We start from the raw sequence: 15,549 nt of genomic DNA, 5'->3' as shown, positions 1-15,549 counted from the left end.
CCCTGTCGGTCAGGTTGCCCCGTGCGGATCCGTGGCCGGATGCCTCTTCGCCGCACGTGAACGCCCTTCCGCGCACCTTCCCGCCACGCCGTGTCCCATTCCGGGATCCGGCCGGTTTTTCGTCATGTGCGCGGACTTCCCGGCGGGCGGGTCATGTCGGGGCCCGCTCCCACTGGGGGGACGCCCACAGGCTCGCGTCCTCGTGCGCGCGGCGGCGCCTGGCGCGGCGGACCATCACGATCAGGGCGGCGAGGCCGCCGCACGCCAGCGCGCCCGCGGACAGCGCGATCGCCCCGTACATCGTGATCATGTGGGTGTCCCTGCGCACCACCCGGACGGGTGTCAGGGCGGCCTTCGCGCCCGAGGCCATCGGCAGGGCGGGGTCCTGGACGCCGGGGCCCCGGGCCGCGAACCGGTGGCGGGAGAGCCGGGCGGCCTCGGCCAACGCGCGTGCGGCGTTGACGACGCCGAAGCCCATGCCGGGGTCGTAGCCGGGTGAGGGACGGCGGGTGGCGCCTGTGGTGAGCGCCTGGGCGACCAGCGCCGGGGACATGCGCGGATATTTCGCCTTTATCAGCGCGGCGACCCCGGAGACCAGCGCCGTGGCCTGCGAGGTCCCCCTGCCGACCCAGTACTGGTCGCCCGGACCCGCCCCGTAGATGTCCACCCCTGGCGCCGCCACGAGCACCAGCGAGTTGCGGTTGGAGAACGACGCCTTGTGCAGGCCGCGGTCGGCCGCGGCCACCGAGATCACCCCGGGCAGCGACGCCGGGTAGGAGTACGGCCCGGTCTTGCGGCCCGCGCCGTCGTTGCCCGCCGCCGCCACCAGCACGACGCCCTTGGACACCGCGTAGCGGATCGCCGCGCGCTCCTGCCGCGTGGGCTGGTCCTTGGAGATGGACAGGTTGATCACGTCCACCCCCCGGTCCACCGCGTAGCGGATGCCCCGCGCGACGACGTTCTCGAACCTCGGCTCGGAGTTGAAGTCCCGGAACCCCGGCTCGTCGTCCTCCAGGATCACCCGCACCGACAGCACCTTCGCGGCCGGGGCCACGCCGATCACCCCGTCCGCCCCGCCCGGCCCGTGGCCGTGCCCGGCGATGAGCGACGCCATGTACGTGCCGTGCAGGCGACGGGGGGCGACGCCGCGCGGGTTGGCGCCGGCCGTGAAGTCGGGCCCGGTCACCACCGAGCCGGCCAGGTCGTGGTGGCGAGGGTCCACCCCCGAGTCCAGGACCGCGACCTTCGCCCCGGCGCCGCGGGTGATCCGCCACGCGGCGTCGACGTCGAGCGTGCGCAGGACCTGGCTCTGGCTGCCGCGTACCTGGTCGGCCCGCGCCGGCGCGGTGCCCATCAGGGTCACGAGGGCCAGGACGAGCAGGATCGCCAGGAGGGCGGGACGGGCCGCCCGGCGTCCCCTGGCGGTGCGTGCGGGGATGAATCGCGAAATATCCGGCGGGGCGGGTGGGGGTGGAGTCAGCACTGCCAGTCCTTGCCCGCGCAGTCGGGACGCGCCGGCGTGGCGAGCGTCCGGACGATCCGTTCCTCCAGGTCGGTGGTGAAGGCGAAGATCGTGGACCGCTGGCGGCCGACCGACCGCGCCGGCCTGCCGTCCACCTGGCCCGCCGTCGCGATCACCAGGTACGGCCCCGCCTGTGCCAGCGAGGACGCCTGGCGGGCCGAGGCCGTGAAGCGGTCGGCGACCGTCCGCGGGAACGCCAGCGCCCGCAGGCCCGGGGACGGCACTCCCCCGGGCGGGAACGCCGCCCGTGCCCTCAGCGCGGACGCCTGGTCGGGGAAGGCGGCGACGCCGATCGTCACCACCACACCCTGGAGCGCGTCCAGGTACGTCGCCCGCAGCACCGCCCGGCAGCGCGCCGCCTTCAGCGCCGCCCTCAGCTCGACGTCCACGGCCGCCGAACAGTCGGTGCGCGAGGAGATGCCCACCCTGCGGGCGTTCTCCTGCCCGCCCTGCTCGGCGACGTACGGCAGCAGCGGCGGGAACACCTTGCCCGCGGGCCATGACTGCCAGCGGCGCGCCATCTCTTCGTGGGACGCCTGCTGGACCTCGGCGGCGCTCGGCCCCCGCGTGAGCTCGGCCCCCGCCGCGCCACCGGCCACTCCGGCGACGACGGCGAAGATCAAGGCCATGACCCCCACGGTGCTCGCTCTGCTCACCCGCCCGACCTTAACGCGGGGAGCAGGGGCGGATCCTGCGTTCATAGGGATAGACCCGGATGGATGGGACTTGGCGGGCTGGAAGGTGACGCTTTCCTTACTAAAAGGACAGGATGGCAGTCGCGTTCTCAGACCGTAAGACGCCGGGAAAGCGACGGCCCGCCGTCCTGATGGACGGGCGGGCCGTGGGTCCGCGGACCGGGTCAGTACGTCGGCAGAGAGGGGTCGACGGTCTTGACCCAGCTCAGGACGCCGCCGCCTACGTGGACGGCGTCGGTGAAGCCGGCGTTCTTGACGACCGCCAGCGCCTCGGCCGAGCGGGCGCCCGACTTGCAGTGCAGGACGATCTTCTTGTCGTGCGGGAGCTGCTCCAGAGCGGTGCCGCGCAGGAACTCGCCCTTGGGGATCAGCACGGCGCCCGGGATGTTGACGATCTCGTACTCGTTCTGCTCGCGGACGTCCACGAGGAAGATGTCGTCCCCGCGGTCCTGCATGTCCTTGAGCTCCTGGGCGGTGATCGTGGAGCCCGTGGCGGCCTCCTGCGCCTCGTCGGAGATGGTGCCGCAGAACGCCTCGTAGTCGATCAGCTCGGTGATCGTGGGGTTCTTGCCGCAGAGCGGGCACTCCGGGTCCTTGCGGACCTTGACGTCGCGGTACTTCATCTCCAGCGCGTCGTAGATCATCAGACGCCCGACCAGCGGCTCGCCGACGCCGGTGAGCACCTTGATCGCCTCGTTCACCTGGATCGAGCCGATGGAGGCGCACAGCACGCCGAGCACGCCGCCCTCGGCGCAGGAGGGCACCATGCCGGGAGGCGGGGGCTCGGGGTACAGGCAGCGGTAGCACGGGCCGTGCTCGGCCCAGAAGACGCTGGCCTGGCCGTCGAAGCGGTAGATCGAGCCCCAGACGTACGGCTTGCCGAGCAGGACGGCCGCGTCGTTCACCATGTAGCGCGTGGCGAAGTTGTCGGTGCCGTCCACGATCAGGTCGTAACCGGCGAAGATGTCCATCACGTTGTCGGTCGTGAGGGCCACGTTGTGGATCACGACGTTGACGTAGGGGTTGATCTCGCGCACGCTCGCGGCGGCGCTCTCGGCCTTCAGACGGCCGACGTCCGACTGCCCGTGGATGATCTGCCGTTGGAGGTTGGACTCGTCCACGACGTCGAAGTCGATGACGCCGAGCGTGCCGACTCCGGCGGCGGCGAGGTACATCAGGGCCGGGGAGCCGAGGCCGCCCGCGCCCACACAGAGCACCTTGGCGTTCTTGAGCCGCTTCTGCCCGGCCATCCCCACGTCGGGGATGATCAGGTGGCGAGAGTAGCGGCGCACCTCGTCAACGGTCAGATCGTCGGCCGGCTCTACCAGCGGTGGCAACGACACAGTTCTACGCTCCCGTTTCGGGGGATCTTCCCAAATGGCGGATTACCGAAAGGCTACGCGTCCCGCCGTCTGTCACAACCTAACCCGGTCGCCCCCGCATTCCCGAATCGGTGATCTTACCCGGCGCGCGCCCTTTCCCTGGTGTTCTTCGCGTTGGTCACGTACTTGCGGCCTTGCGCGCTTTCAGCACTCCCGGCACCAAAGGAACCCGCCGGGCCGCCGGCGCCCGGGCCGGGACGTCCACGCCGACCGTCGCGGCCTCCCGCAGCAGGGCGCGGACGTGGAGGGCGACGAGCGTGGGGTACTCCATCTGGGCGACGTGCCCGGCGTCGTGCAGCAGCACCAGCCGGACGTCGGGGAACACGCGCCCCGCCCGCGCGGCCATGCGCGGGTCGACGAGGCGGTCGTGCCGCCCGTGCACGACCAGGGTGGGCGCGGTCACCTTGGCGGCCAGCCGCCACAGGTTGTCCTCGCCGCGCCGGAAGTACTCGTTGACCAGGGCGCGCGCCGAATAGATGAGCGCGGCGCCCGCCCATGGCAGCTCGTCGCGGCGGCGTTGTTCGCTGACGGCGTCCTCCAGGCGCAGGGGATGCACCCGGTCGGTGTCGGCGAAGCACATGGCCATGGTGGCGCGGATACGGCGTTCGGCGGGCAGCCCGCGCAGCCGGCTCATGGCCCACTGGCCGAGGCCGGGGGTCGCGGAGAGCACGACGCGCGCGGGACCGTACCGGGGAAGGAGGTCGGGCAGGGCGGGCGAGATGAGAGTGAGCGTGCGGACGAGTTCGGGGCGCGTGGCGGCCACTCTGACGGACACGGCGCCGCCGAGCGAGTTGCCCAGCAGGTGGACGGGGCCGCCGCCCAGGTGCTCGACGAAGGCGATGACGGCCTCCGCGTGCGCGGCCAGCGAGTAATCGCCTTCAGGGTGCTCGGGCGAGAAGCCGGCCCCCGGGAGGTCGAGGGCGTACCCCCGCACGTCGTGGCGCAGCTCGCCCATCAGGTCGGTCCAGTTGGTCGCGGACCCGGCCAGGCCGTGCACGAACACGGCGGTCTCGGCCGGCGCGGCGGTCTTCGGCTCGGGCGTGGACCGGACGTGGACGGTCAGCCCGCCCAGGTCGACGAGCTCCCCCGGCCAGTGCGGAATCGGTTCCTCCACCATCTTCCCCCTCCTGTTCACCCTCCGTTCTGACCATAACCCGCTGCCGTACACCTGGCGCGACCGTCCACGCCGGGCTTGGGGGCACCCCCGACGGCCCAAGATCACGGGAAATATCGGACATATCGGGAAATATTGAACTGAAAGACATAAGGGCAGGTTAAGTAGATGCCAAAAGGCAGCGATCCCCGTTTGTCGTATCGGTGCGTCGGAAAAAACGACAACTGGGAAGACTCACTCCGAGTCACCCGGCATTTAGCGGAGAAAAGCCACTAAATGCATCCGCTGGGCAACCCGATGCGTCAAGGGGGAAAACGCAATGCCCGACGTCAAGAAATACGCCGCTATGGCGACCGTCACGGCGGCACTCACCGGTGGTCTCATCGGCCTTAGCACCGCCACCACCGCCACGAGCGCCAACGCGTCCGCCGCCGTCACCACCAACTTCGGTTTCGGTGACGACTTCGGCGGCATGGGTGGCATGGGTGGCTTCGACGGCGGCGGTGGCGGCGGCCACTGCCACCACCACGGGGGACACCACCACGGCCACCACGGCCACCACGGCGGCTTCGGCTTCGACGGCGACTTCGACGACGACGGCGGCTGGGGCGGCAAGGGCCACCACAACCGCCGCCACCACCGTCACCACCACAGCCACGGGGGCGGCCACCGCAACTGCTTCTTCAAGGTCGTCGAGGCGCGCTTCTTCCGGGCGATCATCAGCAACAACCACCACGGCGGCGGGCACCACAACTTCTTCCGCGACGACCGCCACCGTCACTTCAGGCCGGAGCACCACCACCACGGCAGGCACCACCACCACAAGCACGACCGCTGATAATCCACACCAAATCCATACCGACCCATACCGAAATCAAGAATCTAGGCGGGACGACCGGGCGGTATCCGGCCCGGTAGCAATGGCCGCTTAGCAGACACGGGAGGCCCCGGAGCGAATTCCGCTCCGGGGCCTCCTCAATGTCCGCACCCTGATGCTCGAGGTGAATTCCCGTCCAGGCCGCCGCTCCGCTCATCCCGCGGAACAAACATTCACCGCCAAGCCCATACCATTTGCCGGGCTCTCCAATATCAGGCCGCCGTCCCCGGATGGGGCGGGTCCTACGGCGAAATGCGGTCACGCGGTCTTGCGGGGACGGCGCTTGGCCGGCTTCTTCTCGGCTTTCTCGGCCTTCTCCCCCGCCTCCTCCGCGCGGGCCTCCTCGCCGCCGGCGGCCTTCGCCGCCGCCTTCCGCCTCGGCGCCGGAGCCTTCTCGCGGCCGCCCTCGCGCTCCCGCTTGGCCGCGTCCACGCTGGCGCGCAGCGCCGCCATCAGGTCGACCGCCGGGCCCGCCTGCTCCGGCACCTCCGGCCGGGCCAGCTCCTTGCCCTGGATCTTGGCCTCGATGACCTCCTGGAGCGCCTCGCGGTAGCTGTCGCGGTACTCGGAGGGGTCGAACTCCCCCGCCATCGTCTCGATCAGCGACTCGGCCATCCGCAGCTCCTGCGGGCGCACCTCGATGTCCTCGTCCTTGAACTGGAACCCCGGCTCGCGCACCTCGTCCGGCCACAACATGGTCTCCAGCACGAACACGCCGTCGCGGATGCGCAGGGTCGCCAGCGACTCGCGCTGCCGCAGCGCGACCTTCACGATGGCCACCTGCCCGGTGCGCTCCAGCGCCTCGCGCAGCAGGATGTACGGCTTCACGCCGGTGTTCTCGGGCTCCAGGTAGTACGACTTGTTGAACAGGATCGGGTCGATCCGGTCGGCCGGGGTGAACTGCAGGACGTCGATCCGGCGCGAGGTGCTCAGCGGCAGGTCGGCGAAGTCCTCGTCGGTCAGCACGACGACCTCGCCGCCGGGCAGCTCGTACCCCTTGGCGATGTCGGAGTACTGCACCTCCTCGCCGTCGATGGAGCACACCCGCTTGTACTTGATACGGCCGGCGTCCTCGCGGTGCACCTGGTGGAACGTCACGTCCTTCTGCTCGGTCGCGGAATAGAGCTTCACCGGGATCGTGACGAGCCCGAACGAGATGGCACCCTTCCAGATGCTACGCATGGCCTCTCCTCACCTCTACTGCCACTATCGAACACATGTTCGGTAGTGGCAAGGGCGCAAAGCAGTATCTAAATGGGCAGATACCCAGTGTGGAATGCCGTATCCGGTCAAGCCACCACTGGTGGACCCGTGATAGGCACGGCAGAGGACGTCCGCACGACGGAAGAAACCCCGGGCGGAGACCTGCCCCGGGAAGGGTCCCGGGACACAGGGAAGAAGAGATGGCGTGGCGGGCGAAGTGGCGGACAAGACGGACAGCACGGACAGCACGGACAAGGTCAGGGTCAGGGTCGACCACCGGGAGCTGACGCTGACCAACCTCGGCAAGGTGCTGTACCCCCAGGCCGGGTTCACCAAGGCCGAGGTGATCGACTACTACAGCCGCGTCGCGCCGTACATGCTGCCGCACATCGAGGGACGGCCGCTCACCGTCAAGCGCTACCCCGAGGGCGTGGACGGGCTGTTCTTCTTCGAGAAGAACCGTCCCCCGCACACGCCTTCCTGGGTGCGCACCGCCCGCCTGCCCGCGCCGGGCAGCACCAAGGGCCGCGGCACCATCGACTACGCGATCGTGGACGACCTGCCCACGCTGGTCTACTTCGCCGGCCTGGCGGCCCTGGAGCTCCACACGCCGATGTGGCGGGTGGACGACGAGGGGCAGGCCCTGCCTCCCGACATCATGGTCTTCGACCTCGACCCCGGCCCGCCCGCCACGATCGAGGAGTGCCGCCGGGTGGCGCTGCGCCTGCGCGAGGCCCTGCGCGAGGACGGCCTGGACGGGTGCCCCAAGACCAGCGGCAACAAGGGCATGCAGGTGTACGTCCCCTGGGCCGGCCGTGAGGAGGACGCCTCCGCCTATGCCAAGGCGCTCGCGCAGCGGCTGGAGAAGGAACGGCCCGGCGAGATCGTCAGCCAGATGGCCAAGAAGCTGCGCCCCGGCAAGGTGCTCATCGACTGGAGCCAGAACAACCCCGCCAAGACGACAATCGCGCCGTACTCGCTGCGCGCCAACGCGACTCCCACCGTCTCGACCCCGCTGACCTGGGAGGAGGTCGAGAACGCCCGGCCGGAGGACCTGGTGTTCACCGCCGGGGACGTGCTGGAGCGCGTCGAGCGGTTCGGCGACCTGATGGCGCCGCCGGAACGCGGCGGGGCGGGGGAGGGGCCTTAGGCTGGACGCATCGGGGTATGGAGCGTGCGAGTCAGGCTCGCCGTCGACGGAGGGTGCCGCACATGTCGGAGATGGATGTGCACGGGAACGAGGTCCCGCTGGACGAGTTGGAGCCCCTCGACGACGTCGCGGACGAGTTCGACACCGAGGTGCCGGAGGCCGACGCCGTCGAGCAGCACCGGATCATCGGCGGCGAGCGGCAGGCATGGGTGCTGGAGGTGCCCTACGACGCCGATCCCGCCGACGCCGCCGACCAGTGGCGGACGGTCGATCTGGAAGACGACGAATATCGCTGACCCGGATTACCCGCGCGTAGGATGTGAACCCCGGACCGGATCCCGGGGCGAGGGGGCAGGCAGGCGCCTGACCGGCGGAGATCCGGCGTTGATCCGTTCAGCACGAACCGGAGCGCGTTCGACGATCGCGCGACGGCGAGACCGTCCAAGGAGAATCCCGTGACCGCTACCCCGGATGCCAAGCCCCGGGGCACCCGCCTGCCCCGGCTGGCCCGCCGCCGCCAGTTGCTCAACGCGGCGCAGGAGGTCTTCGTGGAGAACGGCTACCACGCGGCCGCGATGGACGAGATCGCCGAGCGGGCCGGCGTGAGCAAGCCGGTGCTCTACCAGCACTTCCCGGGGAAGCTGGAGCTGTACCTCGCGCTGCTGGACGTCCACGTTGACGACATGGCCAACCGCTGCCGCGAGGCGCTCGCCTCGACGACCGACAACAAGCAGCGCGTCCAGGCGGCCATCGGCGCGTTCTTCGACTTCGTCTCCAGCCAGGGCGAGGCCTTCCGCCTGGTCTTCGAGTCCGACCTGCGCAACGTCGCCCCCGTGCGCCAGCGCGTCGAGCGCTCCCTGCGCGAGAGCGCCGAGATGATCAGCCAGGTGATCCAGGAGGACACCGGCTGCTCCAGCGACGAGGCCCACCTGCTCGGCGTCGGCCTGGTCGGCATGGCCGAGGTCAGCGCCCGCTACTGGCTCGCCAGCCACGGCACGATCCCCAAGGACGTCGCGACGCAGCTCATGGCCCGGCTCGCCTGGCGCGGCATCGGCGGCTTCCCCCGGACGTCCTAGCCCCGCGAACCGCCCCGGGATTGTTCGCTTGACGCGATCAGTGGCGTCACCCGGCCCGCGGCGGGCCACGATGGGACGAGCACATCTGGTCGTCGAAAGGGAGCCCGATGGAAGTCAAGATCGGCGTACGCTCCGTGCACCGGGAGATCATCGTCGAGACCGACCTGACCACCGAAGAGGTGGAGCAGGAACTGCGGAACTCGCTGGCGGCGGATCGTGGCGTCTTCTCCATCACCGACGTCAAGGGGCGGCGCGTGATCGTGCCGGTGACCGCGCTCGGCTTCGTCGAGATCGGCGAGGACGAGTCGCGTCCCGTCGGTTTCGGCGGCACGCTCTGAGCCCGGCGCTTTGGGGGGCTCCTGGCGGCTCCCCAAAGCGCCCGGGTCCGCGCGGCGCGTGGCGCCGTTTCGCTGGACATTCAGATCACTCGCGGTGCGGATCCTAGATTCCCGCGCATTCCTCGCGGGTAGGGAGCGAGCAGCCGCAGGGGCGGCGTGACCTCCGGACTTCGTCCCGTTTGTGGCCGAAGGCCGGGCAGTCCGCGCCTCCCCTTCTCAGCACGGGCCGCGAGGTCCAGCGGTTCGGTCCACATCTCATCAAGGAACTGCCGTAGCGGCGCGAGGCCCTCATGTCTCGAACGGTACAACCGGTGAGGGCGTTCGCGCCCCTCGATCACCGGACCGAATTGGCCAGAAGTCCGAAACCTTACCTTTGAGGGCCCACGCGTCCCTCTTCTTCACGGACCCGGGACCAGACCGAGGGCCGCCATCCGCTTCCCGTGCTCCTCGGTCAGGCGGGCGAACAGCCGGCCGATGCCGATGAGGCCGGCGTCCCCCTGCCCCGTCCCGGCGGCCTCCGAGACCAGCAGCAGCGCCAGTTCAGGACGGGCGAGCGCGAGCCGGTTGCCCTGGCTCAGCGCCTCGCCCACCATGCGCCGCGCCCAGAGCGCGAGCCGCCCGGCGGCCTGCGGGTTCCCGACGAGCGCCGTGCGCACCCGGTCGACCACGAACTCCGAGCGGATCTCCTCGGCCAGCACCTCGTCCACGAGCTTGCGGGTGTCGGCGTCCACGTGCCGGGCCGCCTCGCGGTAGAAGTCCCCGGCGATGCCCGTGCCGACGTACGCCTTGACCAGCGCCTCCAGCCAGTCCCCCGGCCGCGTCTGCGCGTGCCAGTCGTCGAGCGCCTCGACGAAGGGGGCCATCGCCTCCTCCGGGTCCGCGCCGAGCGAGGACAGCCGGTCGCGCAGCAGGCTGAAGTGGGCGTACTCGACGGCGGCGAGGCCGCTGAGCGCCGCGCGGTCGGTGAGCGAGGGGGCGAGGGCGGCGGCGTCCTCGGCGAGCCGCAGGAAGGCGGTCAGCTCGGCGTAGGCCAGGACGCCGAGAAGGTCGACGACACCGACGACACCGGCAGGGGAATCACTCATGGATGCAGCGTACGAGCTTCGGGACGGCCGCCGGTCCCGTCGCGGGGCGCACACGGCCGGCATCAATTCGGCCGCGACTTACCGGATGGAACGCCAAGAAATCGGCCCGCAGTTGTGGTATCGAGTACACTGACCTGTAAGAGTGCGACCGCAGTATGTTATTCAGGGCGAATATCGCCTGATAGCCCCCACACGCGCCACGTCGCGGCGGTCGCCGAGACGGATGAGGGTTGGCTTTTCCGCGCGGACCCGGCACCAGGCCGGCGGTCCCGGAGGCCCGCCTTCGCAGGAGACCTAGGCAGGCCGAGCTGACCACGTTCCGAGACCTTGGAGTCATAGCGGAGATCGCTGATGCCCTCGAGACAGAGGGCATCATCTCACCCTTTCCCATTCAAGAGATGGCCCTCCCCCTCGCGATCAGCGGGCAGGATGTCATCGGCCAGGCGCGCACCGGCACCGGCAAGACCTACGCCTTCGGCGTGGCGATGCTCCAGCGCGTCGGCAAGCCCCGCAAGAACCGCAAGAAGCCACGCGGCCTCGTCGTCGTCCCGACCCGCGAGCTGGCGCTCCAGGTGACCGAAGATCTGGTCGTCGCCGGAGGCAAGCTCGGCTCGCGCATCCTCACGGTGTACGGCGGGCGGGCGTACGAGCCGCAGATCGAGGCGCTGAAGCAGGGCGTCGACGTCATCGTCGGAACCCCGGGCCGGCTTCTCGACCTGGTGAACCAGAAGCACCTCGACCTCGGCCAGGTCTCCATGCTGGTCCTGGACGAGGCCGACCGCATGCTCGACCTCGGCTTCCTCCCCGACATCGAGCGCATCATCAAGCTGATCCCCGCCGAGCGGCAGACCATGCTGTTCTCGGCCACGATGCCGGGCGAGATCGTCGGCCTGTCGCGGCGCTACCTGTCGCGGCCCACCCACGTGCGCGCCGAGAACCCGGACGCCGACGGGGACGACAAGTCGAACACGACCCAGTTCGTGTACCGCACCCACCGCATGGACAAGATCGAGATCGTCGGCCGCCTGCTGCAGTGCGAGGGCCGCGGGCTCACGATGGTGTTCTGCGAGACCAAGCGCGCGTGCGACATGGTGTCCGAGCAGCTCAAGGAGCGCGGCTTCGCCGCCGCGGCCGTGCACGGCGACCTCGGGCAGGGCCAGCGCGAGCAGGCGCTGCGGGCGTTCCGCAACGGCAAGATCGACGTTCTGGTGGCGACGGACGTCGCGGCGCGCGGCATCGACATCGACGACGTCACCCATGTCGTCAACTACGACTGCCCGCAGGACGAGAAGACCTACGTCCACCGCATCGGCCGCACCGGCCGGGCGGGCCGCACGGGCGTGGCGGTGACCTTCGTCGAGTGGGAGGAACTGACCCGCTGGAAGGTCATCAACAACGCGCTCGGCCTGGAGTTCGCCGAGCCCGTCGAGACCTACTCCACCTCGCCGCACATCTACTCCGACCTGCACATCCCCGAGGGCACCAAGGGCGTGCTGCCCCGCGCCCAGCGGTCCCGCGCGGGGCTGTCCGCCGAGCACATCGAGGACCTCGGCGAGACCGGCCGCCACCGCTCGCGCCGCGAACGCGACGAGCGCACCGAGCGGGCCGAGCGCCGTGAGCGCCCGGCGCGCAACCGGCAGCGCAGGCGCACCCGCGGCGGCCAGGAGCCGGCCTCCCCGGAGACCGTCGCCGAGACCTCCGTCCAGACCATGCCCGCCGTCCAGAGCGTGCCCGCCGGTGACGTCCTGGCCCCCGAGGCCCGGCCCGTCGTCGAGGAGGCCGCCGAGGTCGCGGCGCCGCGGCGCTCCCGCAGGGGCGCGAACCGGTCGGCGCTGTCCGAGGCGCTCGCCGACGTGCCCGCCGCCTCCGCGAAGGAAGCGGCGCGGGAGCCGTCGTCCGAGTCCGGCGAGGTCGTCTCCCAGGGCGCCACGGACCGCGGCCGCCTGGCCGGGAACGCCGGCGACTCCCGCTTCGGGGACTCCGGCGACTTCGACGAGTTCGGGGACTCCGACGAGTTCGACGACTCCGACCACTTCGACCGCGCGGACGACACCGAGTTCGCACGAGACACCGAAGCGGCGGCGTACCGGCCCGCCGCGCCCGAGGCGCCCGAGGCGCCCGTCGCCCGCCCCGAGCCGGAGCGGATCATCCCGCCCTCTCCGTTCGCCATCATCTTCCGCTCGCCCGACCTGGCGGTGGACGACGATGATGTGGCCCCCTCCGCGGCCTCCGAGCGCGTCCAGCGCCGCAGGCCGTCCCAGCAACGCTCCCCCCGGAGGGGATGAGAACAGGCGGCGCATCAGGCATCGCGGCACGACACCGGTGATCGGCCGGTGAGAGCCGCCGGGAACGGTGGACGGCCCTCGTGGCGGGCCGCCGTCCCCGGCGGCCCGCCCGTGGCGTGGTGAGGCGCCATCCGACCAGGTGGGAAAGTGCAAAAGCAACCACGCGACCGACGTACGGCGTTCGGCGGTGTCGCCGGGATGAATCCTCAGTATCGTGGTGCCACGTGAGTACGCCGCGCTTCCTGACTCTCCCGCCCGGTGTCCGCGCGCAGCGCATCGAGACACCGGTGGGTTCCTTCGCCGCCCTTGAGGCGCTGCCGGTCAGCGGCGTGCCCGAGCGCTGGCCCGCCCTGCTGATCCCCGGGTACACCGGCAGCAAAGAGGACTTCCTCGCGATCTTCCAGACGCTCGCCCAGGCCGGGCGCCGCGTCGTCGCGATCGACATGCGCGGCCAGTACGAGACCAAGGGCCCGGACGATCCCGCGGCCTACAGTTGCGAGGCCCTCGGGGAGGACATCGACGCCGTGGCCGAGGCCGTGGGCGGCGGCGAGCCCGTCCACCTGGTCGGCCACTCCTTCGGCGGCCTGGTCACCCGCGAGGCGGTGATCGGCGGGGTCCTCAAGCCCGCGTCGCACACGCTGATGAACTCGGGGCCGGCCGGCATCATCGGCGCGCGCGAGCAGGCGGCCCGGCTCATGCTGCGCACGCTGCCCGAGGTCGGCCTGGAGCACATCTGGACGAACCGGGTGGAGCCCGAGGCGATCGCCGCGGGCGTGCCCGACCACATCGTGGCCTTCCTGCGGCAACGCCTGTTCGCCAACTCGCCGACGGCGCTGGTCACGATGGCCGAGCAGGTGATCGGCGCCGTCGACCGCCTCGACGACCTGGTCGAGGTCGACGTCGCCACGCTGGTCCTGTACGGCGAGCACGACGACGGCTGGCCGCCCGCCCTGCAGGCCGAGATGGCCAAGCGGCTGGAGGCCGAGTGCGTCGTCGTGCCCGGGGCGCTGCACTCCCCGGCGGTCGAGGCCCCGGAGACGACGGCCCACGCGCTCACGCGCTTCTGGAACGCCGCCGAGCAGCGCCTGATGCACAACTGAGCCCGCGCGGCAGACCGCACGACAGTTCGGCGTCGGCCGGGCCCGCCCGACCGGGCCCGCTCGACGCCTGAGCCGGCGTCCCGTCAGTCCGTGTCGGCCAGGCCGTCCCAGGGCTGGTGAGGGGTGCTCGCGACCTGGCCCTCTGGGCAGTGGCGGCGGTAGTCGCACCACGAGCACATCGGCCCCGGCCTCGGCGGCAGGCTCGCGTCGAGCCCAGCCGGGATCGACGCGCCCGCGCCGGCCCGATCACTGGCCCGATCACCAGTGCCGGCACGCCAGTCGCGGTAGCGCTCGTCCGCCTCGGACGCCTCCCGCGCGATGTCCTCGGCCCGGCCGATGTGGCGGGCGAGGGACTCGTCGGTGTGCGTCCACTGGACGATCGACCCGGTCGGCACGTGATGGAGCTCGACCGTACGGCAGGCCCGGCGCATGACCCGCGCCGACGCCACCGCGTAGATCGCCAGCGCCAGCGAGGAGCGGGCGTCGTCCTCGGTGAGGGGACGCCTGCCGGTCTTGTAGTCGACGATCACCAGCTCGTCGCCGCGCCGGTCGATGCGGTCGACGCGGCCGGAGACGGCGATCACCGACGTGCGGGTGGCGACGGTTCGCTCGACCCCGACGGGCTCGTCGGAGGGGTCCAGCGTCGAGGCGTACCCCGACACCATCGCCCGCGCGCGGTCACGCCACAGCGTCGACTGCTCCTGGTCGCGGAACCCCTCGGTGATCCACCCCTTGCTCAGGAGGATCGCCGCCATCGCCGGGGTCCTGCGCTCGTACGGCTCGCGCCACCACCCGGCCAGCGCGTTGTGCACCGAGGCGCCCACGCTGTTGTGCGCCCAGGCCGGCCCCTTGAGCGGGGCCGGGCGGTCGAGGTAGGTGAAGCGGTAGCGCCTCGGGCAGTCCAGCCAGGTGTTGAGCCGGGACGGCGTGCAGGTGTAGAGCCGCTTGGGCATGCCGTCCAGCGGGAGTTGCCCCTGCTGGGTCACTCGTCGTCGAGCCTGAGCTTGATGCCCGACACCTTCGTGCCGTCCGCCAGGAGGCCCTCCGTGGCGTCCTCGGGCTCGCGGTCGCCGGTCAGCGAACCGGCCAGCCACTCGTCGAAGTGCTGCTCCTGGTCGGCGATCGTCGTCTCCTCGCCGTGGGCGGGCAGGACGCGGGTGTCGCCCGGCAGGGTGAACAGCCGCTCGCCGATCGCGGTGAGCTGGTCGGCCAGCGCGGGGTACTCACCGCCGATCTTGCCGGGGCCGTCGGCCAGCAGCGTCTTGCCGGTGAACACCACGCCGAGCTCCTCGACGTAGAGGGAGACGCCGCCCTGGGTGATGCCGGGGGTGGCGATGACCTCCAGCTCGACGTCGGCGACGCCGAAGACGCCCTCGTCCTCCATGTCGATGTCGGGGTAGGTCTCCTCCCACGTCTCGCGCCAGAGCCGGCGGTCCTTGCGGTTGAGGGCGACCACCGCCTCGTCGCGCGCCGCCACCTCGATGGCGCCGCCGACGTGGTCGGGCAGGCCATGGGTGCAGATCACGGCGAGGACCTCGCGCTCGCCGACGCTTTCGAGGATCGCCTCCGCGTCACGCGCGGGGTCGATGACGATGACCTCTTCGTCGTCGCCCACGATCCAGGTGTTGTTCTCGACCTTGTACTCGGAGCCGTCGACGGTCACGACGCCCTCGGTCACCACTCGCTCGATACGCGCTGTCACGGCCACGACCTTACCGAACA

The 15,549-nt window shown here is 71.0% G+C and carries 15 protein-coding genes; 7 read left to right on the top strand and 8 right to left on the bottom strand.

Going from position 1 to position 15,549, the window contains the following annotated elements:
• Positions 1 to 151: 151 nt before the first annotated feature.
• The 4 genes from AB0H21_RS22690 to AB0H21_RS22675 form a co-directional block, all read right to left on the bottom strand.
• Entirely contained in the window at positions 152 to 1,483 is a 1,332-nt protein-coding gene (locus tag AB0H21_RS22690) for a S8 family serine peptidase (RefSeq protein WP_358519653.1), read from the bottom strand.
• Entirely contained in the window at positions 1,477 to 2,178 is a 702-nt protein-coding gene (locus AB0H21_RS22685) for a hypothetical protein (protein ID WP_358519651.1), read from the bottom strand. Before AB0H21_RS22685 ends, AB0H21_RS22690 begins: the two co-directional genes overlap by 7 nt.
• 203 nt (positions 2,179 to 2,381) lie before the next feature.
• A complete protein-coding gene (gene moeZ / locus AB0H21_RS22680) occupies positions 2,382 to 3,560 on the bottom strand; it encodes an adenylyltransferase/sulfurtransferase MoeZ (protein ID WP_358519649.1) in 1,179 nt (392 codons plus the stop codon).
• 157 nt (positions 3,561 to 3,717) lie between these two features.
• On the bottom strand, positions 3,718 to 4,716 hold the full coding sequence (locus AB0H21_RS22675; protein ID WP_358519646.1) for an alpha/beta hydrolase: 999 nt from the start codon (positions 4,714 to 4,716) through the stop codon (positions 3,718 to 3,720).
• Positions 4,717 to 5,032: 316 nt separating this feature from the next.
• Between AB0H21_RS22675 and AB0H21_RS22670 the strand changes: the two genes are divergently transcribed.
• Complete coding sequence (locus AB0H21_RS22670) at positions 5,033 to 5,551, top strand: hypothetical protein (RefSeq protein ID WP_358519643.1); 519 nt, start codon at positions 5,033 to 5,035, stop codon at positions 5,549 to 5,551.
• A 297-nt stretch (positions 5,552 to 5,848) separates the two neighbouring features.
• Here the strand turns inward: AB0H21_RS22670 and AB0H21_RS22665 are convergent, their stop codons facing one another.
• Positions 5,849 to 6,772: a Ku protein gene (locus AB0H21_RS22665; RefSeq protein ID WP_358519641.1), complete on the bottom strand. Its 924-nt coding sequence runs from the start codon at positions 6,770 to 6,772 to the stop codon at positions 5,849 to 5,851.
• Between the two features lie 226 nt (positions 6,773 to 6,998).
• Between AB0H21_RS22665 and ligD the strand changes: the two genes are divergently transcribed.
• The 4 genes from ligD to AB0H21_RS22645 all read left to right on the top strand — a co-directional run bounded on the left by ligD (position 6,999) and on the right by AB0H21_RS22645 (position 9,357).
• Positions 6,999 to 7,943: a non-homologous end-joining DNA ligase gene (gene ligD / locus AB0H21_RS22660; protein ID WP_358519638.1), complete on the top strand. Its 945-nt coding sequence runs from the start codon at positions 6,999 to 7,001 to the stop codon at positions 7,941 to 7,943.
• 62 nt (positions 7,944 to 8,005) lie between these two features.
• Entirely contained in the window at positions 8,006 to 8,239 is a 234-nt protein-coding gene (locus AB0H21_RS22655; RefSeq protein WP_358519636.1) for a hypothetical protein, read from the top strand.
• 159 nt (positions 8,240 to 8,398) lie between these two features.
• Positions 8,399 to 9,019: a TetR/AcrR family transcriptional regulator gene (locus tag AB0H21_RS22650; RefSeq protein ID WP_114033883.1), complete on the top strand. Its 621-nt coding sequence runs from the start codon at positions 8,399 to 8,401 to the stop codon at positions 9,017 to 9,019.
• A gap of 107 nt (positions 9,020 to 9,126) precedes the next feature.
• On the top strand, positions 9,127 to 9,357 hold the full coding sequence (locus AB0H21_RS22645) for a DUF3107 domain-containing protein (protein ID WP_358519632.1): 231 nt from the start codon (positions 9,127 to 9,129) through the stop codon (positions 9,355 to 9,357).
• 398 nt (positions 9,358 to 9,755) lie between these two features.
• Here AB0H21_RS22645 and AB0H21_RS22640 read toward each other — a convergent pair whose 3' ends face one another.
• On the bottom strand, positions 9,756 to 10,442 hold the full coding sequence (locus AB0H21_RS22640) for a ferritin-like fold-containing protein (protein WP_358519630.1): 687 nt from the start codon (positions 10,440 to 10,442) through the stop codon (positions 9,756 to 9,758).
• A 398-nt stretch (positions 10,443 to 10,840) separates the two neighbouring features.
• Between AB0H21_RS22640 and AB0H21_RS22635 the strand changes: the two genes are divergently transcribed.
• Both AB0H21_RS22635 and AB0H21_RS22630 read left to right on the top strand, forming a co-directional pair.
• Positions 10,841 to 12,727 (top strand): DEAD/DEAH box helicase, encoded by a 1,887-nt coding sequence (locus AB0H21_RS22635; RefSeq protein WP_358519627.1) that lies wholly within the window; start codon positions 10,841 to 10,843, stop codon positions 12,725 to 12,727.
• Positions 12,728 to 12,951: 224 nt separating this feature from the next.
• Entirely contained in the window at positions 12,952 to 13,827 is an 876-nt protein-coding gene (locus AB0H21_RS22630; RefSeq protein WP_358519625.1) for an alpha/beta hydrolase, read from the top strand.
• 83 nt (positions 13,828 to 13,910) lie between these two features.
• On the opposite strand, the gene AB0H21_RS22625 is transcribed toward AB0H21_RS22630, so the two are convergent.
• Both AB0H21_RS22625 and AB0H21_RS22620 read right to left on the bottom strand, forming a co-directional pair.
• Entirely contained in the window at positions 13,911 to 14,813 is a 903-nt protein-coding gene (locus AB0H21_RS22625) for a PD-(D/E)XK nuclease family protein (protein WP_358519622.1), read from the bottom strand.
• Positions 14,810 to 15,529, bottom strand: a complete 720-nt coding sequence (locus AB0H21_RS22620; RefSeq protein ID WP_358519619.1) for an MBL fold metallo-hydrolase — start codon at positions 15,527 to 15,529, stop codon at positions 14,810 to 14,812. Before AB0H21_RS22620 ends, AB0H21_RS22625 begins: the two co-directional genes overlap by 4 nt.
• Positions 15,530 to 15,549: the final 20 nt, after the last annotated feature.

Origin of the sequence: Sphaerisporangium sp. NPDC051011 (assembly GCF_040653595.1) — a bacterium.
Classification (GTDB): Bacteria; Actinomycetota; Actinomycetes; order Streptosporangiales; family Streptosporangiaceae; genus Sphaerisporangium.
Note: the sequence above shows the minus strand (reverse complement) of the source record. Positions and strands in the feature narration are given on the sequence as shown.